The organism is Acinetobacter sp. YH12046 (assembly GCF_013419905.1).
In the GTDB taxonomy this organism is placed as follows: domain Bacteria; phylum Pseudomonadota; class Gammaproteobacteria; order Pseudomonadales; family Moraxellaceae; genus Acinetobacter.
The window spans coordinates 15665-37980 of record NZ_VOZF01000015.1 but is presented as its reverse complement, the minus strand read 5'-3'; the positions used below and the strand labels follow the sequence as shown (position 1 = coordinate 37980).

Below are 22316 nucleotides of genomic sequence, written 5' to 3'. Positions count from 1 at the left end.
TATATCCCTCCGATTCTTCCTTTGACTATACCCCGACTGCATGACAATCCAAGTCTTTTGCAGACAAAAGTTGAATATCATTTGTTGATAATTGGATGAATTTTAGTCCTTATACTGTTGCAAGGATCAGGCCAGATAGAAGAAATTTAACGGGAAATCGCATATTTCAGCATAAAGATCTCGATGGCCTGCTGGATGATCTGATGGCGTTGCTGCATGTCGGGTAGCGGACTTAAGCCCAGTAAGACTTTGTGATGCCGCATACCTAACAGTAAGGACACCATCAGTTCGGTCTGATGCTGCGGATCATCAGTCTGGATAAATTGATGTTGCTGCGCCTGCTCAAAGAAATCATGCCAGGCCTGATTCAGCTTGATATGTGAGGCAGTATAAAAACGTTCCGCCAACGGATTTTTTTCATAAGCCAGTTGCATGATGAGCAGGTCCAGTTTGAGAGCTTCCGGCAGATTGGCAATATTGAATGAGCGCAGACAGATCTGATATAGCTCCTGCTGAAAATCACTATCAGGCTGCAGAACTTTAGGAGATTCCTGCAAAATTGCCTCACAGGTTTCTTCAACCGCACAGCTAAACAGCGTGGCCTTATCCTGAAAATGATTATAGACAGTGAGTTTGGTCACACCGGCTTCCAGCGCAATCTGGTTCATGCTGGAACCATGATAACCATGCTGTAAAAACAGCTGTTTCGCTGCGTTCAGAATACGCTGGCGTTTTTCCAGATCCTTGGGCCGTCCAACCGGTATTTGCACAATTTCATCCAAAAAAAATCAATATGGTCATTGTTTTAACTGCAGAATCCTAATTAGTGTACCGGGTGGTATATTAATTAAAAAATAAGCAATTTATATATCTACCTATTTTGCCCTAAAAATGATGATTAGATAAGAGCGAACAATAATGAGCACGATACAGAGCGCACTGGCTGGCATGATCGTCCTATGCAGTACGGCCTTCTCAGGATGTAGCAAGGACAGCGCTGCAGCAGAACAGGAAGTTCCATTTGTCATGGTGACCACACCGAAAACTTCACATCAGGAATTGAAAAGCTATGCCGGTAATGTCCAGGCACGTCAGCAAACAGCACTGGCATTCCGGGTAGGCGGGCAGGTCACCCAGCGCTTTGTCGATGTGGGCGATCAGGTAAAAGTGGGGCAGGTCTTGGCGACCCTAGATGTGAAAGATGCTCAACTTCAATTAAATGCAGCACGTGCCCAGCTGGAAAGTGCTCAATCGGCCAGTAAAATTGCTCAGGATGAATTACAGCGTTTCAAGCAGCTGTTACCCACCAATGCCGTGAGCCGTTCACAATATGATGCGATTGAAAATCAATACAAGGCAGCCGCGTCAAATCTGAAACAGGCCCAGTCTAATTATGATACGGCCAAAAACCAGACCGCTTATAACCAGCTCATTGCCAATAAAAATGGAGTGATTACTGCACGCAATATCGAAATTGGTCAGGTCGTTGCAGCAGGGCAGGCCGCCTTTGAACTGGCGATAGCCGGTGAGCGTGAAGTTGTGATTGGGGTTCCTGAACAGGCGATTTCCGAAATTAAAACCGGTCAGCCGGCCTGGGTCACGTTATGGTCCAAACCGAATGAAAAATTCGCCGCCTTTGTTCGTGAGATTTCACCTGCAGCAGATCAATCGCGTACCTTCCGGGTGAAAGTGGCTTTACGCGAAGGTAATAATCAGATCCAGCTCGGTCAGAGTGCCCGGGTGTTCTTCCAGAATAGTCAGGACAATATTCTTAGCGTGCCTTTATCCAGTGTTTCAGCGACCGATCAGCAGGCCTATGTAATGGTAGTCAAGCCGGATCATACCATCCGCAAAGTGCCGGTGCAGCTGGGTGCTTATGGCCGTGATTCTGTGCCAGTCTTCAGTGGTTTAAAGGCTGATGATTATGTGGTAATTGGTGGAGTGCATCTGCTGCGTGACCAGCAAAAAATCAATCCGATTGACCGTGAAAACCGTAGTGTGAAAATTCAGGCAGGGAGTTAAACATGAACTTTAACCTGTCTGAATGGGCCTTAAAGAATAAAGGTCTGGTACTGTATTTCATGATCCTGCTCGGTTTGGTGGGCATCGTATCCTATTCCAAACTGTCACAAAGTGAGGATCCGCCGTTTACCTTTAAGGTGATGGTAATCCAGACCTACTGGCCGGGTGCCAGTGCTAAAGAAGTATCCTTACAGGTTACCGACCGGATTGAAAAAGAGTTGATGACTACCGGACAGTATGACCGGATCATGGCCTATTCCCGTCCGGGGGAATCCATGGTGACTTTTATTGCCAAGGATTCCTTGGCTTCCAAGGATGTCTCAGATGTCTGGTATAACGTCCGTAAGAAAATCAATGATATTCGCCATGAATTACCGCAAGACGTACAAGGCCCATTCTTCAATGATGAGTTTGGCGATACCTTCGGTAACATCTATGTCATTAAAGGCGATGACTTCGATTATGCGACGCTTAAAGAATATGCCGACCGTTTACAGTTACAGCTGCAACGGGTCAAGGATGTCGCCAAAGTTGAACTGATCGGTCTGCAGGACCAGAAAATCTGGATCGAAATCTCCAACACCAAAGCCACCCAACTGGGTATTCCGGTGACTGCCATTCAGCAGGCACTGCAGCAGCAAAATGCCATGACTCAGGCTGGTTTTTTTGAAACCGGTTCTGACCGGATTCAGGTACGGGTTAGTGGTGCGCTGAATAATGTCGAAGAACTGCAGCAATTACCTTTACTAGTGAATGGCAAGACCATCCAGCTTAGCGATGTAGCGGAGGTTTATCGTGGCTTTACTGATCCAGCACAACCGCGTATGCGCTTTATGGGCGAAAATGGCATCGGTATTGCCGTATCGATGCGTAAAGGCGGCGACATCATTGCCTTGGGTAAAAATCTGGAACAGGAATTTGCCCGGTTGCAGAAAACTTTGCCTTTAGGAATGGATCTGCAAAAAGTATCTGACCAGCCAGTAGCGGTGAAACGCAGTATTAATGAATTTATGAAAGTTCTGGCCGAGGCCGTGATTATTGTTCTCTTGGTGAGTTTTTTCTCGCTCGGTTTCCGTACTGGTCTGGTGGTGGCCTTCTCGATTCCGCTGGTATTGGCGATGACTTTTGCCGGGATGCAATTGTTTGATGTTGGTCTGCATAAGATTTCTCTGGGTGCCCTGATTCTGGCACTTGGCCTGTTGGTGGATGACGCGATTATTGCCATTGAAATGATGGCAATCAAAATGGAGCAGGGCTTTAGCCGCTTACAGGCGGCCGGTCATGCCTGGCGGACGACTGCTTTTCCAATGCTGACCGGAACACTGATTACTGCTGCCGGTTTCCTGCCGATTGCGACAGCAGCATCCAGTACCGGGGAATATACCCGCTCGATTTTCCAGGTGGTGACGCTGGCGTTATTAGTATCTTGGATTGCCGCAGTTCTGTTTGTGCCTTATCTGGGTGACAAACTCCTGCCAGATTTCAATAAAGATCTGGTGCAGAGAGCACCATGGTATCAACGTCTCTGGGCGCGTTTAGGCAAACGCCCTGAACCGGAGCCGCTGGTGCATCATGCCGGTGAACATCATGATCCTTATCAAACCAAGTTCTATCAGGGCTTTCGCCGTTGGGTGAATATCTGTGTTACCTACCGTAAAACGGTCATCGCGGCGACTGTCGGGATTTTTGTGCTATCCATTTTGATGTTTAATCTGGTGCCAAAACAATTCTTCCCGCCATCGAACCGTGCCGAAATTCTAGTAGATCTGAAACTAGAGGAGGGCGCTTCATTAAAAGCGACTGAAGCGGCAGTGAAAAAAGTTGAAAACTTCCTGTCCAAACAGGAGGGGATTGATAACTATGTGGTCTATGTTGGTACCGGTTCACCGCGTTTTTATTTACCTCTAGATCAGCAATTGCCGCAAGCCAGCTTTGCCCAGTTTGTGGTCTTGGCTTCATCACTTGAAGACCGCAATGAAATCCGTAAATCCTTAAGCGACCAGATTCGGGTGCTGTTACCAGAAGCCCGCACCCGGGTGTCTCTGCTGGAAAATGGCCCACCCGTCGGTTATCCATTACAGTTCCGAGTATCGGGTGAAGATCTGGGATTAGTTCGCCAATGGGCACAGAAAGTTGCAGCAACGGTCGGAGACAATCCGAATACCACCAATGTGCATCTGGACTGGGGCGAGCCAAGTAAAGTCATCAAGCTGGATATCGATCAGGATCGTGCCCGTCAGCTGGGAGTAAGCAGTAGCGATTTGGCGAATTTCCTGAATAGCTCAATTTCTGGAACTGCGATTGATCAATATCGTGAAAAACGTGAACTGATTGAAATCCGTTTACGGGGTGATCAGGCTGAACGTGTCGATGTCGGTTCACTGAGTAGTCTGGCTGTACCAACTACAAATGGGAGTTCAGTTCCTCTGGCCCAGATTGCCAAGATCGAATACAGCTTTGAAGAAGGCCTGATCTGGCATCGGAACCGCTTGCCGACCATTACGGTACGGGCTGATATCCGGACGCAACTGCAACCGGCAACCGTGGTCAACGAGCTGAAAGATCAGTTGGCGCAGCTCAGATCAGAAATGCCAAGTGGCTATCTGATTGAAGTAGGCGGGACAGTCGAAGAATCTGCGCGAGGGCAGAATTCAGTGAATGCGGGTATGCCATTGTTCCTGGCAGTGGTGATGACTTTGCTGATGATTCAGCTCCGAAGTATCTCACGTGCCTTCATTGTCTTCCTGACAGCGCCATTGGGTATTATTGGCGTGGTCTTATTCCTGTTAATTTTCAATAAACCTTTTGGCTTTGTGGCCATGCTGGGCACGATTGCTTTGTCAGGAATGATCATGCGTAACTCGTTGATTCTCATTGACCAGATTGAACAGGATATTCAGGCAGGTGAATCGCAATGGAATGCCATTATCAATGCCACAGTGCGCCGTTGCCGTCCGATTGTCCTGACTGCACTGGCTGCCGTTCTGGCCATGATTCCTTTATCCAGAAGCATTTTCTTCGGACCAATGGCGGTTGCCATTATGGGAGGATTGATCGTGGCAACGTTATTAACGCTGTTTTTCCTGCCAGCCTTATATGCACAATGGTTTAAAGTGAAAAAAAGTTTAAATTCTGTTTAAATTTGTCATAATTTCAGGTGCGAAATATTGAAAATTTCAATATAGTAGTGCCTGATTTTTTAATAATTCAAAAAAGACATACTGCTGCGGAACTTGCTTGTGCTGGGCCGCACACTAAGGTTGACTAAACATGACTCAAGACACACTCACCAAGATGCGACGCTCCGTGGCGATGGCTTATGTCTTCATGTTTTTTGCTTTGTTTACAGTGGTGAGCGGCATATTCGCCTACTGGTATGCACGTAAGGTGACCCAGATTGATTATGCCGAAGTCTGGTTACAGGCACAGGCACTCTGGATCATGCGTAATATTGTAATTTATTCAGTACTCGCGATTTTTGCAGCGCTCTGGTTCATTCCATTATTTTTCTTCGCCTGGGATAGCCAGCTTTGGGTGAAAGCCTGCACAGTCGCAGGTGTAGTATTCAGCTTTATTGCCATTATTTTCCTCATTAATGCCTGGTTCAAAGGCATCTTCAAATTTTCTCAAAACAAAGCCGTATTCTAAGCTTTCAATTTTTTTTCAGAATTCCCCTTGTAAAGCTGGGTTTAACCCCAATTTTAGACCACAGTCAATATTAAATAGAATTCCGTGAGGAGCATCGCCAGACATGGCTAAACGTGATTATTATGAGGTTTTGGGCGTCTCTAAAACCGCTAGTGATGATGAAATTAAAAAAGCCTACCGTAAGTTGGCGATGAAATATCATCCAGACCGTAACCCGGACAATCCTGAAGCTGAAGAGAAGTTTAAAGAAGCTTCAGAAGCGTATGAAGTTCTGTCAGACAGCGAAAAACGCAGCATGTACGACCGTATGGGCCATCAAGCCTTTGAAGGTGGTATGGGCGGTGGTGCTGGCGGCTTCGGTGGTTTCAGTGCGGAAGATATTTTCAGCCAGTTTGGGGATATTTTCGGTGGAGCCTTTGGTGGGGGGGGCCGTGGCCAGCAACGTCAACGCCGTGGTTCAGACTTACGCTATGTGATGGAATTGACGCTTGAAGAAGCAGTCAAAGGCGTTAAGAAAACCATTACTTTTACTGCACCAGCGCCATGTGACGCCTGTGATGGTAAAGGTTCTAAAAATCCGAACGATGTTGAAACCTGTCCAACCTGTCATGGTGCCGGCCAGGTACGTATGCAGCAAGGTTTCTTCTCGGTACAGCAAACCTGTAGTACCTGTCGTGGCCAGGGCAAGATCATCAAGAATCCATGTAATAAATGTCATGGTTCAGGTGTATCTGACCGTCAGCAAACTTTGGAAGTTACTATTCCAGCCGGTGTGGACAATGGCGACCGCGTACGTTTGACTGGTAAAGGTGAAGCGATTCGTGATGGCCAATCAGGTGATCTATACGTTGAAGTCGTGGTACGTGAACACGAAATCTTCCAGCGTGACGGTGCAGATCTGTATATGGATGTGCCAATTTCAATTGCGGATGCAGCTTTGGGTAAAGAAGTTCAGATTCCGACATTAGATGGTCGTGTCAGCCTGAAAATTCCTGAAGGTACACAAACCGGTAAACTGTTCCGCCTACGTGGTAAGGGCGTGAAACCAGTACGTTCAACCATGCAAGGTGATCTGCTTTGCCGTGTTGTTGTAGAAACACCAGTGAACCTGACTGCACGTCAACGTGAACTGTTGAAAGAGTTGCAAGCGACCATGGAAGATGAGGGCAGCCAGTCTTCTCCAAAGAAAAAATCTTTCTTTGATCGGTTGTTTGACTGATCTGGATAGATAAAAAAGGACGCTCAGGCGTCCTTTTTTATAGCTTAAATTCGGAAAAGATGTATAAGTTAATTATTAGATAGAAATAATGAGAAAATTATTCTTTTAATGATATTGGCTTTTTAAGAAGGATTTATACCCCTCACGCAGAGAAATATAAATCCTGTCATATTATTGAGCTTCAGTTGCTTGAGCTTCTGATGCTGGAGCTTCGCTTGCAGGTGCTTCAGCAGCTTGAACTTCAGACGCAGCTGTTTCAGTTGCAGCAGGAGCTGTTTGTGCTACTTCTTCAGCAGCAAAAGTTTGTGATGCAGCAATTAACGCTACCCCGGCAAAAGTTAATTGAACTAATTTCATATAAATTTCCTTGTATTAAAAATAGTGTACTACTCAGTACACTTGGCAAAAATGTTGACATAAAATGTAGATATTGATGTTTTTTTGTGTGTACTTATGTTTACTAATGTAGTTTGATGTTATTTAAATAACTGAAATATAAGATTAATCATTAATCTCATAAAATTGAGCAAGTGGCAAAATATATAAGAAAATGGATTTGTTAATGTGATGTATGTCACATATTTGCACATTTAAAGGATGAAATTTAATTTAAATACTAAAAGAAAAACCCCAGCATCCTGCCGGGGTTTTTCGTATGGGTTCACTCGGTATAACTCCTGTCGTACCTTACTGTCCTTGTGCTGATCTATTGTTATTCTTGTTTGGAACTTCCTGTTCCTGATGAATTCATCATAGGAAACTTCCAGTATTCTGAATAGCAGCAAAAGGCCGAGATTGATGTGAGCCAAAGCGTACAAAGAGTCTGGTTCTTACCTTAGCCAGACAGAGAAAAATACTTTGTCTTTTAAGACCTCATCATCAGGATATGAAGATCCTGAATTAATGATCTCTCTATTCATTTAACTAATAAAATATTATGAATAATCTGGGATATTAAAAGAATTGTTACAAAAACTGGTTCCTATTAAATTTTTAGCAATCATGAGATTATTAAGAATTTGATATATAAAATTAATTTTTAGGCTGACAATCTTACTAAATAGGAAGGATTTAGAAGGTTATTTAATCTGTCGATTTCTCAAAACTTGCAGAACTTTTTCTAATTTGTAATCCTTGCGACCAAGGGTGTCTAGCTGAGCTAAGGCAGGTATTTGTTGTAGTCGGGCCGCTACAACTGATAACAGGTGCCTGTATGTTTAATTTAAAGATTTTTAATAAGATCTCTACCGAAGTCTTGACCTTAAAAAATGACCTTGAGCTGAATTCCGAGATTCAACTCATCACTAAATATAAAACATCTATTTGTGAAGACTATAAAAAAGCGATTGTGTTGATCTTTAAAGAACGTGGATATACCAGCTTGGAAGTTGGTCAACTACTTGATGCGTGATCCTTAAACATTCCTAAATTTAAAAAAGTATGGATTTACACTTCCATTTACCCAAGCAATCCATCGTGTTTCATCGAAAATAATGCCATGCGCTAAGGGCATATGCTTCAGTACGCGATGATGGGTATTTAATTCAATAATATCAGTAATACTTATATTGCTGAGGTGGTCAAACTGGAGTTTCAATATATTTCCCTTAAATGCAAATGATCTGAATATGAAAAATCAAGATCATACGTACCATGGAAAAATATTTTTTATCTTATTAAATTCAATTATTTATAATTAAAAATTAATTCTTATTAACTAGAATTTTCTTTAAGTAAGTTTATCTCTGACTAACCATTTAATCATTATTCCTGTAATGGAATTATTTTTCTTTTTACTCGTCCATAAACTATTGTTGATATGGACTGCATATCAAAATCCCTCATGACCCTCTTTAATTCTTTTCATTGATTTTTATGCGATCAATCTTAGTGTTATGAGCGAGTTTTGCTATAGTAAGAGCAATTTCGAATCAACATCAGGACTATGTTATGTCAGCGATACCACGCATTGGGATTTTAGGTGCAGGCGGCCGTATGGGACGCATCCTTATTCAGGCGGTGAAAGAAGCCGGTTACCAATTGGCAGCAGCTGTTGAGCGCCCTGAAAGCTCATTGATTGGCACAGATGCCGGTGAACTGGCTGGCGTAGGGAGCTTGGGTGTAAAGATTGTCGGCCATCTTGAAGAAGTGGTCAAAGACTGTGACGTAGTGATCGACTTTACTGCACCTGCTGCGACGGTGAATCATCTTAAAATCTGCCGTGAAAATGGCGTTGCGATCGTGATTGGTACGACTGGTATGAATGACGAACAAAAGGCTTATCTGGATGAATCTGCAAAAGAAACTCCAGTGGTCTATGCAGCGAACTATTCGGTTGGTGTGAACGTTTCGATCAAACTGCTAGAACTTGCCTCTAAAGTCTTTGGTGATACGGTCGATATTGAAGTGATTGAAGCACATCACCGTCATAAGGTAGATGCGCCATCAGGTACAGCTCTTATGATGGGTGAGGCGATTGCTGGAGCACTGGGTCGTGATCTGAAAAAAGATGCGGTATATCACCGTGAAGGGCATACGGGTCCTCGTGAACGTAAAAGTATTGGTTTTCAGACCATTCGTGGCGGTGATATCGTCGGTGAACATACTGCAATGTTTATTGGCGAAGGCGAGCGTGTTGAAATTACGCATAAAGCCACCAACCGTATGAACTTTGCAGCGGGTGCCGTACGTGCCGCAGCTTGGGTCGTTGGTCGTGATGCACGTAAATATGACATGAAGGACGTACTTGGTTTTAACGATATTCAAGTATAAATTTTCGTCAAAATCCTATATAAAAATAACTTAAAACTAAAATAAGATGACAATGGAATGAAGAAATTAATATTAATGGCGTGTGCTGTAGCCTTTGCCGCTACAGCACAGTCGACCTCTGTGCAGAATGCCAAGCTCAGCATTAATAAAAATAATATTAAAGTCTGGACCTATCAGGATGAACGTAATCCCGTTTTTCTCTATAAAGCCGAAACCACCTACAATGTCCCGATTGAGAATGCCGTTTCTCTGATTCTGGATGTTGATTATGCGGTGAAATGGGTGCCTTATATGGGCAGTATCAAGGTGCTGTCGCGTGATGATAAAAAAGGCGATTTCACCTTGTATATGGTGCTGGATTTTCCATTCCCTTTAAAAGACCGTGATCTGATTGTGCAGGGTAAAATGATTAAGGATGCCAATGGACAGATTACGATCAAGAATAAAGCGATTCAGACCGGTTATGCCCTAAATCCGAATTATGTACGTTTGACTGATTATCAGGGAGACTGGACCTTCCAGAAACTGGCGAATAACAAGGTTAAGGTATCGACTTATGGCTATGCCAATCCTGAAGGTTCGATTCCTTTAACCTTTGTGAATATGTTTGTGCAACAGCAGCCTTATCAGATGCTGCAAAAGATGAAAACCGAACTGGCTAAACCTGTGACAACGCCTGTTTTACCTGAAGCTTTACGCTAAATAGCTAATATAAAAAAGTCCGCATCAGGCGGACTTTTTTTATGAAGGAAATTTTAAGAGTATTGCTGCGCAGTCATATCTTGCTGTGGAGCCAGTTTCATTTGAATTAAAACCAGAAGCAAAGCAACAGCACTCAGACTAGCACCGGCAAATGAAACCGCACTATAGCTAAGTCCCAAATTCAGCACACTGGCACCCGCAATCGCACCCAAAGCATTCCCGAGGTTAAAGGCACCAATATTTACCGAAGAAGCCAGTCCAGGCGCATCATAAGCCACGGACATGACTCGCATCTGTAAAGGCGGAACTACAGCAAAGGCAGCAGCACCCCAGATGATTAATGCCAGACCTGCGCCAAGAGCTGTGCTTGCCAGAATCGGGAAAAGCAGCATCATCAGCATAAGCAAGATTAAAAAGCCGATCAGGGTTTTATCTAAGGATAGATCTGCAAACTTGCCACCCAGATGATTACCAATCGAGAAACCTACCCCGATCAACACCAACATCAAAGTAATCAATGCAGGGGAAGCCTGAGTAAAACTTTGCAGACTCGGGGCAATATAAGTGTATAGGGCAAACATGGCCCCCGCACTCATCACGGTAGTCAATAAAGCTAAAACAACAGGCAGGCGGGTCAGGACTTGCAGCTCCTGCCTTACATCCGGTTTCTGGCTGCTTTGGCCTTCTGGTAAGGCTTTCCATAGGGAGAACATGGTCAGCACACCAAGCAGGGAAATACCCAGAAAAGCCATACGCCAGCCGATATGTTGTCCTATCCAGGTTGCCAGTGGCACCCCGCCAATATTGGCAATGGTCAGGCCCATAAACATCATGGCTACAGCGCTGGCCTGTTTATCTTTCGGAACGACACTGGCCGCGACAACCGAACCAATCCCGAAGAAAGCACCATGGTTCAGGCTGGTAATGATGCGTGCCCCCATCAGCCCCAGATAATTAGGCGCTAATGTCGCCAGAATATTACCAATCGTAAAAATCGCCATCAGTAAAATGAGAGACTTACGTTTGGAATAACGGCTTAACCAGAGGGTCATTAGTGGTGCACCCAACATCACCCCTAAGGCATAGGCACTGATCAGCATCCCGGCACGAGGAATCGAAATCTCTAGATCACGGGCGATTTCTGGCAGAAAACCCATTGGAGAAAATTCAGTGGTACCAATTGCAAAGGCACCAACCGCCAGTGCAAGCAAAGGAAAATTAACTTTCATGGTTTCTGTTTAATCCCAGATAGGCGCAAGCTGGTCCGGATCAACCTCGCGGCCATTGCGCTCCAGGGTGCTGATCAAAGCCATTTCTTCTTGAGACAGTTGTATCTCCTGCGCTGCCAGATTGGCAAGCAGATGTTCACGTTTGGTTGAAGAAGGAATCACAGCAAAACCTTTTTGCAAGGCCCAAGCCAGTGCAATTTGTGCAGTCGAAGCCTGATGCTGTGCAGCAATTCCTTGCAGGACAGGATCATTCAGCACTTTGCCATAAGCTAGTGTCATATAAGAGGTGACATCAATCTTCTGAGATTGTAGGAAACTGACCAGACGCTGATTTTGCAGATAAGGACTGAGTTCAATCTGGTTAGTGGCGATATGCTCCAGACCAATACTATCAATCGCTTGCTGGGTCAGCTCAATATTGAAATTGGACACACCAATATGCTCGGTCAGACCTTGCTGTTTGGCTTCTAATAAAGTCTGCATCAGCTCATGAATTTGAACGCCTAAGCGAGGTGCAGGCCAATGAATGAGCGTTAGATTGACTGCATCGGTACGTAGTTTATGTAGACTCTCTTTGAGACTTGGAATCAGTTTGTCTGGTGCGTAATGATCTGTCCAGATTTTGGTGGTAATGAACAGCTCGTTACGATTAACCTGACTTTCTGCAATGGCCTGACCCACTTCTGCTTCATTGGCATAAATCTGTGCCGTATCTACAGCGCGATAACCGACTTCCAGTGCTGTTTTGACTGAATCAATGACGGTCTGTCCAGACAGGCGAAAGGTACCGACACCAAATTGAGGAACAATATTCATAGCTTTAATCTTTAAGTATTTTCGATATTGAGTATTTTGTGCTTTTTATTGTTGCGAAAAAATAGCTGAATTTGCAAAATATTATTGACTGAAAATCAATAAAAGAGTGACAAATGAAATCGACGATTGAAGAATTACAGGCTTTTGTCACTATTGTGGATAGTAGTTCTATCGTCATGGCGGCAGAACGTTTGGGGCAAACCACTTCGGGTGTCAGTCGGGCGCTGCAACGTCTGGAAAATAAATTAAATGTCACTCTTTTAGAAAGAACCACACGTAAACTCAAACTGACTCAAGAAGGCCAGCTATTTCTAGAAAAGGCACGCAAAATTCTCAATGATCTGGCAGAAGCTGAAGATGCTTTGCTGAAATCGGATAGTGATACGTCAGGATTGATTCGGGTTGATTCAGCGACACCTTTTGTACTGCATGTAATCGTGCCGCTAATTCAGGAATTTATGCAGCGCTATCCCCAGATTGAAATTGAACTGAATAATCATGATCAGGTGATTGATCTGCTGGAACATAAAACCGATGTCGCGATCCGCTTTGGAGAATTGCATGATTCCAGCCTGCATGCCAGATTATTATGCCGCAGCCGTTTGTATATTTTGGCTAGCCCTGAATATTTACAGCAAAAGGGCAGACCGCAATCAGTGGCAGATTTATCGGAGCATACTTTACTGGGATTTAGTCAGCCTACGCATTTGAACACCTGGCCGGTACGGCTAAATGGCGAACCTATCACTGTAAAGCCAAAGATTAGAGCACCCAATGGGGAAACGGTTCGTCAATTGGCTTTATATGGGGTGGGTATTACTTGTCTGTCACGCTTTCTGGTCGAGGACGACTTACAGACGGGTCGTTTAGAGGCGCTATTTGAAGAGCAGATTGAGCTACATTATCAAAAAATTCATGCGGTCTATTACCGTCAGGAGCATCTACCTAAACGGGTACATCTATTTATTGAATTTCTGGCTCAGAAGCTGGCTAAATATTTATAAACCAATTATTTATAAATACAGCCATAAAAAAATCTGCCCTAACATGATGCTAGGGCAGATCTAGATTTACTGATGATTAGTAAAAATTAGAAATCGGCTTTCAGTACAATCCGGTAACGGGCTTTGCCTGAGTGCAGACGTTCAATCGCCGCATTAATTTCCGACATGGGGAACAGTTCAATCTGTGGCGCAATATTTTTACGTGCCGCAAATTTTAGTAATTGACGTAAAGCTGCTGGTGAACCTGTCGGCGAGCCAGTCACAGATTTAGCACCACCAATCAGTGAACCTGCAGAAATTTGCATGGGTTCCAATGGTAAGCCCAGCATATGTACAGTACCATTTGGTGCCAGTGTTGATAAATAAGCCTGCCAGTCTAGTGTGACATTGACAGTACTCATTAATAGGTCAAATTTACCACGAAGCGGTTTAAGCGCTGCTGGGTCACGACTATTCACTACATGGTCTGCACCCATGGCTTTCAGCTCATCGGTTTTATCCAGATTTGAAGTAAAGGCGGTAATTTCACAACCCCAAGCTTTCAGCAGCTTGATCGCCATATGTCCCAAACCGCCAATACCAATGACACCGACGTGGTGAATGGCCTGAATCTGATGTTTTAGAATCGGGTCAAATACAGTAATCCCGCCACAGAGCAGGGGGCCAGCACTTTCTGGGTCCAGATCTTCGGGTAAGGGAATTGCCCATTGCCAGCCAGCACGGACTTTATCTGCAAAACCGCCTGCATGACCGACGATGGTTGCAACCTGACCACCGGTACACAGCACTTGCTGGCCTGAAATACAAGGATCGCAATGTTGGCAGCTTTCCGCAGTCCAGCCAATACCGACACGTTGACCTACTTTTAGACCTTTGGCTTCAGAACCCAGTTGTGTAATGGTTCCAATGACTTCATGTCCGGCCACCACAGGATATACTGAAGATCCCCAGTCATTATTGAGTACTGAAATATCAGAATGGCATAGGCCGCAGTATTCAACTTTCACTTCGACCTGATGCGGCTGAAGTTCACCTGCATCAAATTGATAAGGTTCCAGAGCAGCACCGGCAGACATTGCGGCATAGGCTTGAATAGTATTAGTGGACATAGATTCAGCTCTTATTTGAATGGGAGGATATTGTTTTAAAGTGACAGTGATTTTCATGGTCATCGACCATGCCAACTGCCTGCATAAAGGCATAACAGATCGTAGGACCGACAAACTTAAAGCCTGCTTTTTTTAAGGCTTTGGACATGTTCTGGCTTTCAATGGTTTGTGCTGGAGCCTGACGATAATCTGCAACATCATTATTTAACCGGGGCTGATGGGCAAAGGACCACAACCATGTGACCACATCAATTTCTTGAGATTTAAGCTGTTGCCAGGTCCGGGCATTATCACGAATCGCAGTTAGTTTACCGATATGCCGAATTAGACTAGCATCTTGCAGTTTTGCGGTGAGTTGCTCATCTGTAAAAGAAGCAATCGTTTCAATCGAATATTGAAAGAAATGTTTGCGATAAGATTCACGTTTTCTGAGTACAGTAATCCAGGCTAAACCGGCTTGCTGCCCTTCCAGACACAGCATTTCAAATAGGCGTTTTTCATCATGCAGCGCCTGTCCCCATTCCTGATCATGGTAAGCAGTATACAGAGAATCATCAGAGCACCAGCCACAGCGTTGGATCGTCAAGGGATGCTCCTTTTTTGATTATCTTATAATTTAAATGTCGTCCACTGATCTTGCTGATTATCCCAGTAGGAAAGTTCTGCCTGCTGCAGATCGCTGAACTGGATCCACATATCCTTACCACTTTTATCGGCATAACCAGTACTGATCAGAAGCGCCTCTTCGGTAATTTCCATGATCCAGCCCTGATAGGTCTGGCCATTGAGCACGATTTTCTGTTGATTGCCTGATTCAGCAAATTCGACCAGACGGTTGATCAACGCTTCTGACATGTAAACTTCCTAAAATTAACGTAAATATGGATAAGGGTTAACAACACCACGGCCCTTACCATTTAAATAGAGACCATAATGCAGATGTGGCGCAGTATGCCGGGCATTGCCAGTATTACCGACATAACCAATGACATCGCCCTTTTTGACATAGTCACCAACTTTCAGGCCACGCTTATGACCATCCAGATGTGCATAATAATGCCAGGCACCACCTGGACCCAGAATCCAGACTACTTTACCACCCAAATTGTTATTCCGTAAATCCGCGATCAGACCAGGCGTCGCACTACGAACCTTGGTTCCACGTGGAGCCAGAATATCAATGCCCTCATGCAAACGGCCACTACTACGCGAAGCTCCCCAAGTATCTTTCAATTCACGAGCCTGAACCCGATCTACCGGAATCGGCAGAGAAGAGGGCATACGCATATGATTCAGTTTTTTGACCAGTGCCGGATTAAGTTGAACCGCAGAAGGATGTTTCGGTGCGCTACTACACGCCACCAGAAATAACATCACCAAAGAAAGCCCGACAAACGCAAGAGAATGGCGCAAAATATTTATCCTTAAATGAGGCCAGTATGATTCTTCTTGTTCCAGACTATGTCATAAATTTACGGTAGAAATCAATTTTTTCATGGCGGTTGGAATACCTGCATTGACCGCAGTTTCCGGGTTCATCCAGAACCCCTGTAACTCAATCGCCAGATGTTCCTGCTGATCTGCATCGACTGCAAAAACCATGGCTTCAAGCTGCCAGGTAAAATGGGTGAAACTGTGGCTGATCTGGGCCTTTTGTACGAGATTTTTCAGACCGAGTTGCTGGCACAATTGTTCAAATGTATGAGTGTCTTCAATAATTGGCAGACACCAAAGCCCGCCCCAAAGACCACTATTAGGACGTTGCTGCCATAGCCATTCATCACCTGACTGAATCAACAGCACTTGAGCTGCTTTGACCGGTACCGGCTTTTTGGCTTTTTTAAAGGGCAATTCATTTTCCAGACCCTGCTGATGTGCCTTGCAATGTTGCTGCATCGGACAATACAGGCATAAAGGCTTTTTCGGAGTACAGACGGTCGCACCGAGATCCATAATCGCCTGGGTATAGTCATGATTCCGTTCAACCGGGCAAAGCTGTTCAGCAAGCTCCCACAAGGCACGTTCATGAACCGGTTTAGACAGATCATCTTTGATCGCAAAAAATCGTGCCAGCACCCGTTTGACATTACCATCCATGATCACGCCGTACTGACGTAAACCCAAAGACATTAAGGCTCCCGCGGTTGAGCGGCCAATGCCGGGCAGGGCGATCCATTCTTCCAGGCTCGTCGGGAAATGCCCCTGCCTTGCTACAATACCGGCTGCCTTATGCAAATTGCGGGCACGAGCATAATAGCCCAGCCCAGCCCAATAGGGTGCGACTTCATCCCAAGAAGCTGTACCTAAGTCCTGTACTGTCGGAAAACGTTGAATAAACCGCTCAAAATATTGCAGCACGGTTTTGACCTGAGTCTGCTGTAGCATGATTTCAGAGACCCAGACCTTATAGGGATCATCAGCCACTTGCCACGGCAAATCATGACGGCCATGCACATCAAACCATTCTAAAAGGGCATCTGAAAATACAAACATGAAGATAGAACAAACTGGAAAACGAGGCCTAGTATAACTGAAGAGACCCAGCTAAAAGATGAAAAGTCTGCTAAAACAGCAAGACTGAAAAAGAGTAAAAATGAATAAATGGAAGGGACAAGTGAACACTTCGAAAAGCATTCACTCGGGAAAAAAATTTAAATTCTTATTCTTCAATGCCCCAGCGTGCATCCAGCTTTAATACCTTGCCTTCATAACGTGGGATTATATGAATGTGTAAATGTTCTGATTTTTCCTGAAATACTTCGCCATCATTAAACCCGACATGAAAACCGGAAGGCTGATAGCGTAATTGCAATTCATTACGAGCCTGTTCAAGTAAGGACATCATGCTCTTACGTTCTTTATCTGTGATTTCAAAAAATGACGCCACATGACGTAATGGAGTAACTACATAATGTCCTTTGGACAGGGAGTTGGGTTCAGGTAACACGACAGCAAAATCATTTTTAGCCAGAATATCGTATTCGTCAAAATTACAGTACGGGCAGTTATTTTCAGTCATGATATTGGCTCCTTTCATTGAATTTATTTTTTTCATGTATGACCCAGCTCGATCATGAGCCAGATCAATTTATCTGTTATCAAGCGAGTCGTCGTGCCAGTAATTCATACATGGCAGCCAAGCTTTGTTTCTCTGCTTCAGCATTGTAGCCCAGATCTACACCATTGGCCTTGGCGCGCTCATCCGCAAGCGGGTTGCTAAATCCATGCTTGGCATTTTCAAATACAATCACATTATGCTCGACCTTAGCCGCCTGCATTTCTTCTTTAAAGCTGGCGACATCATCCAGACTGACCATACTGTCCTTTTCACCATGTAGAACCAGAATTTCTGCCTGTACTTGGCCTTCTTGTGCAGGTGCTTTAGGAGACAGGTTTGCATGGAAAGTAGCCACAGCTTTTAACGGTGCATTTGAGCGAGCCAGATCCAGAGCCACTTTACCGCCGTAGCAGAAACCAATCGCAGCCAGTTTTTCCGGATTGACTTCATCCTGTGCCGCCAAAGTATCTAAAGCAGCTTTCGCACGGTTCACAATAGTGTCCGGATCTTCAAACGTCTGCATCATCCATTGATAGGCTTGATCAGAGTTGGCGGTCACTTTCTTGTCACCATACATATCAATTGCCAGCGCTGCATATCCATGTTCCGCCAGTTCACGGGCACGCTGTTCAGTATAGTCATTGCGGCCCCACCATTCAGGTGCCACAATAACACCTGCCACAGGTGCATCAGTTTCTGGTGCGGCAAAATAACCAATCAAAGTGCTGCCATCCTGAGCAGTATATTGAATTTCGCGGGTCTTGATTGCTGCCATGCTGAAGTCCTCTATTGTTGTTGAATATTTTGATTAAACTATAAAATAGCAAAACTGCTATGAATATACATGAAAACCGCCAACTAATTCGTTTCTCATCAGTACAAAAAAAGAGAGGCAAATAATTTGCCTCTCTTTTTAATTTTTAAAATTAAAGGAATTTTTATTTAATAATTTCCAGTAGTTCGATATCAAAGATCAGGGTACTATTTGGTTCAATAATATCTCCCGAACCAATCTGTCCATAGGCCAGATCAGCAGGAATAAAGAAACGGTATTTAGCACCGACTTTCATGAGCTGTAAGCCTTCTGTCCAGCCAGTAATCACCTGGGTGGTACGGAAATCGACTGGCTGCTGGCGGGCAATCGAACTGTCAAAAACGGTACCATCAATCAGGCGACCTTCATAATGCACGCGGACATTACTGTTCGCGCTTGGTGATTTCCCTTTACCTTCTTTCAGCACCAGGTATTGCAGACCAGATTTGGTGGTTTTAACGCCGGGCTTTTTGGCATTTTCCTGCAAGAAGGCTTTGCCAGCTTTGGCATTTTCTTCAGCTTTCTGTTTCAGCACAATCAGTTCTTTGGCATCACTTTGACGTTTATACTGAGTCAGCACTTGGGTCATTTCTTCATCGCTTAAACTGGATTGTTGTCCAGCAGCGGCTGTCTTTAGGCCCTGGCTAAATGCATCTAAATCAAGATCCTTTAAAGTGTCAGCATTACTACGACCCATCAGATAACCAAAGCTGTAGCCAATCTTCTCAGCTTCACTACTTGTATTATTGATCTCTTTAGCAAAAAGGCTGCCTGAACTGAGCAGCAAAACCATTAAACTGATTTGTATTTTCATTATCAATTCTCAAAAATAAAGGAGAGCTGGTCGCTCTCCCTATTTGTATTATTTTACTTCGATTAATTCCACATCAAAAATCAAAGTGCTATGCGGAGGAATCGTACCAGGGACACCCTGTTCACCATAACCCAGATTTGACGGAATATATAGAGTTGCCTTACCGCCTTCTTTCATCAGCTGCAGACCTTCAGTCCAGCCTGGAATGACTTGATTTAATGGAAACTCGATCGGTTCACCGCGTTCTACTGAACTGTCAAATACAGTGCCATCTACCAGTTTACCAGTGTAATGTACTTTCACAATTGAAGAGGCTTTTGGCTGTTTACCTGTACCTTCTTTCGTGACTTGGTACTGTAAGCCGGAAGCAGTTGTTTTAATACCTGCTTTTTTCGCATTTTCAGTCAGGAAAGTATCACTTGAAGCTTGAGCCTGTTTTGCACTATCAAGCTGCTTTTGTTGCATTTCTTTCTGGAACTGCTCATAAGCTGCCTGTAATTCTTCTTCCGTATAGGCAGGTGCAGAACGCGCATGTCCTTCACGTACACCGGTCACAAAACTGTTAATGTCCAGCTCAGGAGGAGTTTGGTGAGCCACTTCATAACCGAGTGCATAGCTGATTTTAGAGACAGCAGAGGCATCTTTAGATGCTTTTGTAGTTTGAGTAGCAGGGTTTTGAGTTGCATAGTAAACAGGTACTAGCGCGGCACCGCCTAAAAGAACAGCGACGGCAATCGGTAAGGCCTTACTCATGTATTTGTCCAATCTAATGTTATCGTTGAGGTTCAGTCCATCTTAGCAGAAAATTTTAAGAAATCTTGTAGAACGGGTGGTTTTTTAGCAAGTGAATACCTGCATTTGGTACGACTCAAAAAAGAAAAAACCAGCAATGATTGCTGGTTTTTTGGGAGCTATCAGATTAGCTGGTTTTGGCTTTCGGCTTATAACTATACGTATAATCATAGCTATAGCTGCCACCGGCTGAACGCTGGATATCGTTCAGGATCAGACCATTGACAGTACTGCCAGCCTGTTTAAAACGGTTTACTGTAAGCGCCAGTTCCTTCATCTGGGTTTTTGCATAGCGCGCTACAACCAGATTGAGTCCGACGTATCGGGATACAATGATCGCATCCGTAACAGCCAGTACCGGTGGAGTATCAATGATAATATGATCATAGTGCGGGATCAGTTTTTGCAACAATTCCTGGAAGCGTTCTGAATTTAGAAGCTCGGCTGGATTAGTTGCATTTTCACCACAGCTGATGACATTTAAGTTCGGCACATTGGTAGTTTGTACCACTTTATCCAAAGATACGTGTTCATTCAGATATTCAGTTAATCCATACTGGTTATCCAGATTAAAATATTTGTGTATATGACCACGGCGCAGGTCTGCATCAATGATCAGTACACGCTTATTTTTCTCTGCCATGATGACGGCCAGATTGCTGGCAACAAAAGATTTTCCAACTTTTGGTGCTGGCCCTGAAATCATCATGATATTGTTTTTAGCCTGAGTCAGGGCAAAGTGGCTCGCTGTACGAATGCTTCTTAAGCTTTCAACTGCCATATCATCACTGTGTTTCAGTGCCAATAAGAAAGGCATTTTTTTCTTTTTCAGTAATTTCAGGCCAGGTTTCTGAACAGTAGAGTGAGCGATATTGGCATAGACTGGAAGATCCAGCTGGTATTCGATCTGACTGCTATCTTTCACACCAGACCGTAACATGTTACGGAATAATGCCACCAGGATGCCCAGGAAAATACCAAAGCAGAAGGTTAAAAATAAAATCAGTGGCTGTTTCTGTTGAATCTGGTCAACTGGCTCAAGTGCGGTATCAATAATATGAACATTACCGCTTTCACCTGCTTTAGCAACACGCAGTTGCTGATAAGAATTTACCAGATTAGTATACAGTTGCTGTTTCACTTCAACGTCACGAGACAGTTGTAAATACTGGCGTTGAATCTCTGGGATATTTTTAAGTGTTGAATTCAACTCACGAATCTTGCCATTCACTACGCGAAGTTGGGCGGTAATTTCACGCATGGCCGGATGGGCAGCTGCATACTTGGCACCTATTTCCGCCTGTCGCTGTTCAAGTAGGGCTCTTTGTGATTCTAAATTCACGCTCTGATTTAAATATAATTCTGATTCTCTGGTGATATCCACAGTATTATATTTTTGGCGGAAGCGATTGAAGGCAAACTCTGCATCATCAAGCTGTTTTCTTAAATCCGGCAATTGTTCATCCAGGAAAGCCAGTGTTCGTGCAGTGTCTGTTGAACGGCGTGTAATATTATGCTGGCTGTAAACTGCTAAAATCGTATTCAGGACTTTAGTAATGTGCTGTTTATCTTGACCCTGATAGCGAAGTTGCAAAACGCCGCTCAGATCACCTTTTTCTGTAATCGTATAATTGGCAAGAATAGAATCGATCGCTGCAGGCAATGAGAGCTTTTTCACCTGATAACTGTTATCAAGATTATCTTGAGTAAAGATGGCAATTTTCCAGTCGCCCTGTGCAGCTTTAGCCTCAACCGGCTGGTTTAGTGCGCCTTGAAAGACGATTTCTTCGGTCAGTGGATTGATCAGGCTAAAGCTCTGTTGTTGAAATTTCAGCAGCAAATTTTTATCCAGATAGGCTACAGGGACTTCAAACTGACGGATATCAAAACTTTTTTGACCATCTTTAAAGCGTACAGTTTCGGTCTGATATTCAGTTTGAGAAGTTCTGCCTTGAATCAAACGGTTAATAAAAGAGTCTTCGGTGCTGGCAATATGCAGATCCAGATTTAAACGGTCAATTACGGATTCGAGAATCGTACGTGATTTTAAAACCTCAATCTCGGCATTGGATGAAGACATCTGACTCACAATGCTGGATAGGCTACCAAGTAAAGCAGCTGAAGAGCCTCTACTTTCTTCGACCTGGACGATTGCATCAACCTTATAGTTAATCGCTGCGGTACGTAGGTAAAGCAGCACTACAATCAGGCTGAGCAAACCACATAGCAGGATGAGCTTCCATTGCGCGAGCAGGGAAAAGAACACCCCTTTTAGGTCAATCATATTATCGGTATTGTTATTTTTGTTCATAATTTT

22 protein-coding genes are annotated in these 22316 nt (G+C 44.1%); 8 read left to right on the top strand and 14 right to left on the bottom strand.

Features of this window, described 5'->3' with window-relative positions; translation table 11 throughout:
- Positions 1-146: 146 nt before the first annotated feature.
- Positions 147-770 (bottom strand): TetR/AcrR family transcriptional regulator, encoded by a 624-nt coding sequence (locus FTU03_RS10120; protein WP_179992903.1) that lies wholly within the window; start codon positions 768-770, stop codon positions 147-149.
- 148 nt (positions 771-918) lie between these two features.
- Between FTU03_RS10120 and FTU03_RS10115 the strand changes: the two genes are divergently transcribed.
- The 4 genes from FTU03_RS10115 (at position 919) to dnaJ (ending at position 6889) form a co-directional block, all read left to right on the top strand.
- On the top strand, positions 919-2022 hold the full coding sequence (locus FTU03_RS10115) for an efflux RND transporter periplasmic adaptor subunit (RefSeq protein WP_179992904.1): 1104 nt from the start codon (positions 919-921) through the stop codon (positions 2020-2022).
- A gap of 2 nt (positions 2023-2024) precedes the next feature.
- Entirely contained in the window at positions 2025-5162 is a 3138-nt protein-coding gene (locus FTU03_RS10110; protein ID WP_179992905.1) for an efflux RND transporter permease subunit, read from the top strand.
- A 130-nt stretch (positions 5163-5292) separates the two neighbouring features.
- Positions 5293-5670 carry a hypothetical protein gene (locus tag FTU03_RS10105; RefSeq protein ID WP_104426832.1) on the top strand — a complete coding sequence of 126 codons (378 nt, stop codon included), beginning with the start codon at positions 5293-5295 and terminating at the stop codon, positions 5668-5670.
- 103 nt (positions 5671-5773) lie between these two features.
- Positions 5774-6889: a molecular chaperone DnaJ gene (gene dnaJ, locus FTU03_RS10100; RefSeq protein ID WP_034703346.1), complete on the top strand. Its 1116-nt coding sequence runs from the start codon at positions 5774-5776 to the stop codon at positions 6887-6889.
- A 171-nt stretch (positions 6890-7060) separates the two neighbouring features.
- Here dnaJ and FTU03_RS10095 read toward each other — a convergent pair whose 3' ends face one another.
- Complete coding sequence (locus tag FTU03_RS10095) at positions 7061-7246, bottom strand: hypothetical protein (protein ID WP_004780424.1); 186 nt, start codon at positions 7244-7246, stop codon at positions 7061-7063.
- 856 nt (positions 7247-8102) lie between these two features.
- Between FTU03_RS10095 and FTU03_RS10090 the strand changes: the two genes are divergently transcribed.
- From FTU03_RS10090 to FTU03_RS10080, 3 genes are all read left to right on the top strand, one after another.
- Positions 8103-8300, top strand: a complete 198-nt coding sequence (locus FTU03_RS10090) for a hypothetical protein (RefSeq protein WP_004780426.1) — start codon at positions 8103-8105, stop codon at positions 8298-8300.
- Positions 8301-8839: 539 nt separating this feature from the next.
- Entirely contained in the window at positions 8840-9661 is an 822-nt protein-coding gene (gene dapB / locus FTU03_RS10085; RefSeq protein WP_179992906.1) for a 4-hydroxy-tetrahydrodipicolinate reductase, read from the top strand.
- A 57-nt stretch (positions 9662-9718) separates the two neighbouring features.
- Positions 9719-10363, top strand: coding sequence for an START domain-containing protein (locus FTU03_RS10080; protein ID WP_179992907.1), 645 nt, complete (start codon positions 9719-9721; stop codon positions 10361-10363).
- A gap of 53 nt (positions 10364-10416) precedes the next feature.
- Here the strand turns inward: FTU03_RS10080 and FTU03_RS10075 are convergent, their stop codons facing one another.
- On the bottom strand, positions 10417-11592 hold the full coding sequence (locus FTU03_RS10075; RefSeq protein WP_179992908.1) for an MFS transporter: 1176 nt from the start codon (positions 11590-11592) through the stop codon (positions 10417-10419).
- 9 nt (positions 11593-11601) lie between these two features.
- Entirely contained in the window at positions 11602-12408 is an 807-nt protein-coding gene (gene dkgB, locus FTU03_RS10070; RefSeq protein WP_179992909.1) for a 2,5-didehydrogluconate reductase DkgB, read from the bottom strand.
- Between the two features lie 113 nt (positions 12409-12521).
- Here dkgB and FTU03_RS10065 point away from each other — a divergent pair, with 113 nt between their 5' ends.
- Positions 12522-13412: a LysR family transcriptional regulator gene (locus tag FTU03_RS10065; RefSeq protein ID WP_179992910.1), complete on the top strand. Its 891-nt coding sequence runs from the start codon at positions 12522-12524 to the stop codon at positions 13410-13412.
- 86 nt (positions 13413-13498) lie between these two features.
- Here the strand turns inward: FTU03_RS10065 and FTU03_RS10060 are convergent, their stop codons facing one another.
- The 10 genes from FTU03_RS10060 to FTU03_RS10015 form a co-directional block, all read right to left on the bottom strand.
- Positions 13499-14521: an NAD(P)-dependent alcohol dehydrogenase gene (locus FTU03_RS10060; RefSeq protein WP_166135373.1), complete on the bottom strand. Its 1023-nt coding sequence runs from the start codon at positions 14519-14521 to the stop codon at positions 13499-13501.
- A gap of 4 nt (positions 14522-14525) precedes the next feature.
- The gene (locus tag FTU03_RS10055) at positions 14526-15107 is read right to left on the bottom strand and encodes a DNA-3-methyladenine glycosylase I (RefSeq protein ID WP_179992911.1); all 582 of its coding nucleotides are present in this window, start codon (positions 15105-15107) and stop codon (positions 14526-14528) included.
- A 23-nt stretch (positions 15108-15130) separates the two neighbouring features.
- Positions 15131-15376 carry a hypothetical protein gene (locus FTU03_RS10050; protein ID WP_004780440.1) on the bottom strand — a complete coding sequence of 82 codons (246 nt, stop codon included), beginning with the start codon at positions 15374-15376 and terminating at the stop codon, positions 15131-15133.
- A 15-nt stretch (positions 15377-15391) separates the two neighbouring features.
- A complete protein-coding gene (locus FTU03_RS10045) occupies positions 15392-15895 on the bottom strand; it encodes a M23 family metallopeptidase (protein WP_171431287.1) in 504 nt (167 codons plus the stop codon).
- A 90-nt stretch (positions 15896-15985) separates the two neighbouring features.
- Positions 15986-17014 carry an A/G-specific adenine glycosylase gene (gene mutY / locus FTU03_RS10040; RefSeq protein WP_218947156.1) on the bottom strand — a complete coding sequence of 343 codons (1029 nt, stop codon included), beginning with the start codon at positions 17012-17014 and terminating at the stop codon, positions 15986-15988.
- Between the two features lie 166 nt (positions 17015-17180).
- Entirely contained in the window at positions 17181-17540 is a 360-nt protein-coding gene (locus tag FTU03_RS10035; RefSeq protein ID WP_005233203.1) for an HIT family protein, read from the bottom strand.
- 79 nt (positions 17541-17619) lie between these two features.
- Positions 17620-18354, bottom strand: a complete 735-nt coding sequence (locus FTU03_RS10030) for a dienelactone hydrolase family protein (RefSeq protein ID WP_179992912.1) — start codon at positions 18352-18354, stop codon at positions 17620-17622.
- A 163-nt stretch (positions 18355-18517) separates the two neighbouring features.
- Positions 18518-19207, bottom strand: coding sequence for an FKBP-type peptidyl-prolyl cis-trans isomerase (locus tag FTU03_RS10025; protein WP_179992913.1), 690 nt, complete (start codon positions 19205-19207; stop codon positions 18518-18520).
- A 48-nt stretch (positions 19208-19255) separates the two neighbouring features.
- Positions 19256-19960, bottom strand: a complete 705-nt coding sequence (locus tag FTU03_RS10020; protein WP_125279709.1) for an FKBP-type peptidyl-prolyl cis-trans isomerase — start codon at positions 19958-19960, stop codon at positions 19256-19258.
- Positions 19961-20126: 166 nt separating this feature from the next.
- Complete coding sequence (locus tag FTU03_RS10015; RefSeq protein ID WP_179992914.1) at positions 20127-22310, bottom strand: polysaccharide biosynthesis tyrosine autokinase; 2184 nt, start codon at positions 22308-22310, stop codon at positions 20127-20129.
- Positions 22311-22316: the final 6 nt, after the last annotated feature.

Bases quoted from the DNA above. Each gene is read 5' to 3' on its own strand.
- dkgB (WP_179992909.1), bottom strand. From the start codon at position 12,408: ATGAATATTGTTCCTCAATTTGGTGTCGGTACCTTTCGCCTGTCTGGA.
- FTU03_RS10105 (WP_104426832.1), top strand. From the start codon at position 5,293: ATGACTCAAGACACACTCACCAAGATGCGACGCTCCGTGGCGATGGCT.
- dnaJ (WP_034703346.1), top strand. From the start codon at position 5,774: ATGGCTAAACGTGATTATTATGAGGTTTTGGGCGTCTCTAAAACCGCT.
- FTU03_RS10045 (WP_171431287.1), bottom strand. From the start codon at position 15,895: ATGTTATTTCTGGTGGCGTGTAGTAGCGCACCGAAACATCCTTCTGCG.
- FTU03_RS10030 (WP_179992912.1), bottom strand. From the start codon at position 18,354: ATGGCAGCAATCAAGACCCGCGAAATTCAATATACTGCTCAGGATGGC.
- FTU03_RS10050 (WP_004780440.1), bottom strand. From the start codon at position 15,376: ATGTCAGAAGCGTTGATCAACCGTCTGGTCGAATTTGCTGAATCAGGC.
- FTU03_RS10110 (WP_179992905.1), top strand. From the start codon at position 2,025: ATGAACTTTAACCTGTCTGAATGGGCCTTAAAGAATAAAGGTCTGGTA.
- FTU03_RS10060 (WP_166135373.1), bottom strand. From the start codon at position 14,521: ATGTCCACTAATACTATTCAAGCCTATGCCGCAATGTCTGCCGGTGCT.
- FTU03_RS10025 (WP_179992913.1), bottom strand. From the start codon at position 19,207: ATGAAAATACAAATCAGTTTAATGGTTTTGCTGCTCAGTTCAGGCAGC.
- FTU03_RS10115 (WP_179992904.1), top strand. From the start codon at position 919: ATGAGCACGATACAGAGCGCACTGGCTGGCATGATCGTCCTATGCAGT.
- FTU03_RS10035 (WP_005233203.1), bottom strand. From the start codon at position 17,540: ATGACTGAAAATAACTGCCCGTACTGTAATTTTGACGAATACGATATT.
- FTU03_RS10075 (WP_179992908.1), bottom strand. From the start codon at position 11,592: ATGAAAGTTAATTTTCCTTTGCTTGCACTGGCGGTTGGTGCCTTTGCA.
- FTU03_RS10090 (WP_004780426.1), top strand. From the start codon at position 8,103: ATGTTTAATTTAAAGATTTTTAATAAGATCTCTACCGAAGTCTTGACC.
- dapB (WP_179992906.1), top strand. From the start codon at position 8,840: ATGTCAGCGATACCACGCATTGGGATTTTAGGTGCAGGCGGCCGTATG.
- FTU03_RS10020 (WP_125279709.1), bottom strand. From the start codon at position 19,960: ATGAGTAAGGCCTTACCGATTGCCGTCGCTGTTCTTTTAGGCGGTGCC.
- FTU03_RS10015 (WP_179992914.1), bottom strand. From the start codon at position 22,310: ATGAACAAAAATAACAATACCGATAATATGATTGACCTAAAAGGGGTG.
- FTU03_RS10095 (WP_004780424.1), bottom strand. From the start codon at position 7,246: ATGAAATTAGTTCAATTAACTTTTGCCGGGGTAGCGTTAATTGCTGCA.
- FTU03_RS10065 (WP_179992910.1), top strand. From the start codon at position 12,522: ATGAAATCGACGATTGAAGAATTACAGGCTTTTGTCACTATTGTGGAT.
- FTU03_RS10080 (WP_179992907.1), top strand. From the start codon at position 9,719: ATGAAGAAATTAATATTAATGGCGTGTGCTGTAGCCTTTGCCGCTACA.
- mutY (WP_218947156.1), bottom strand. From the start codon at position 17,014: ATGTTTGTATTTTCAGATGCCCTTTTAGAATGGTTTGATGTGCATGGC.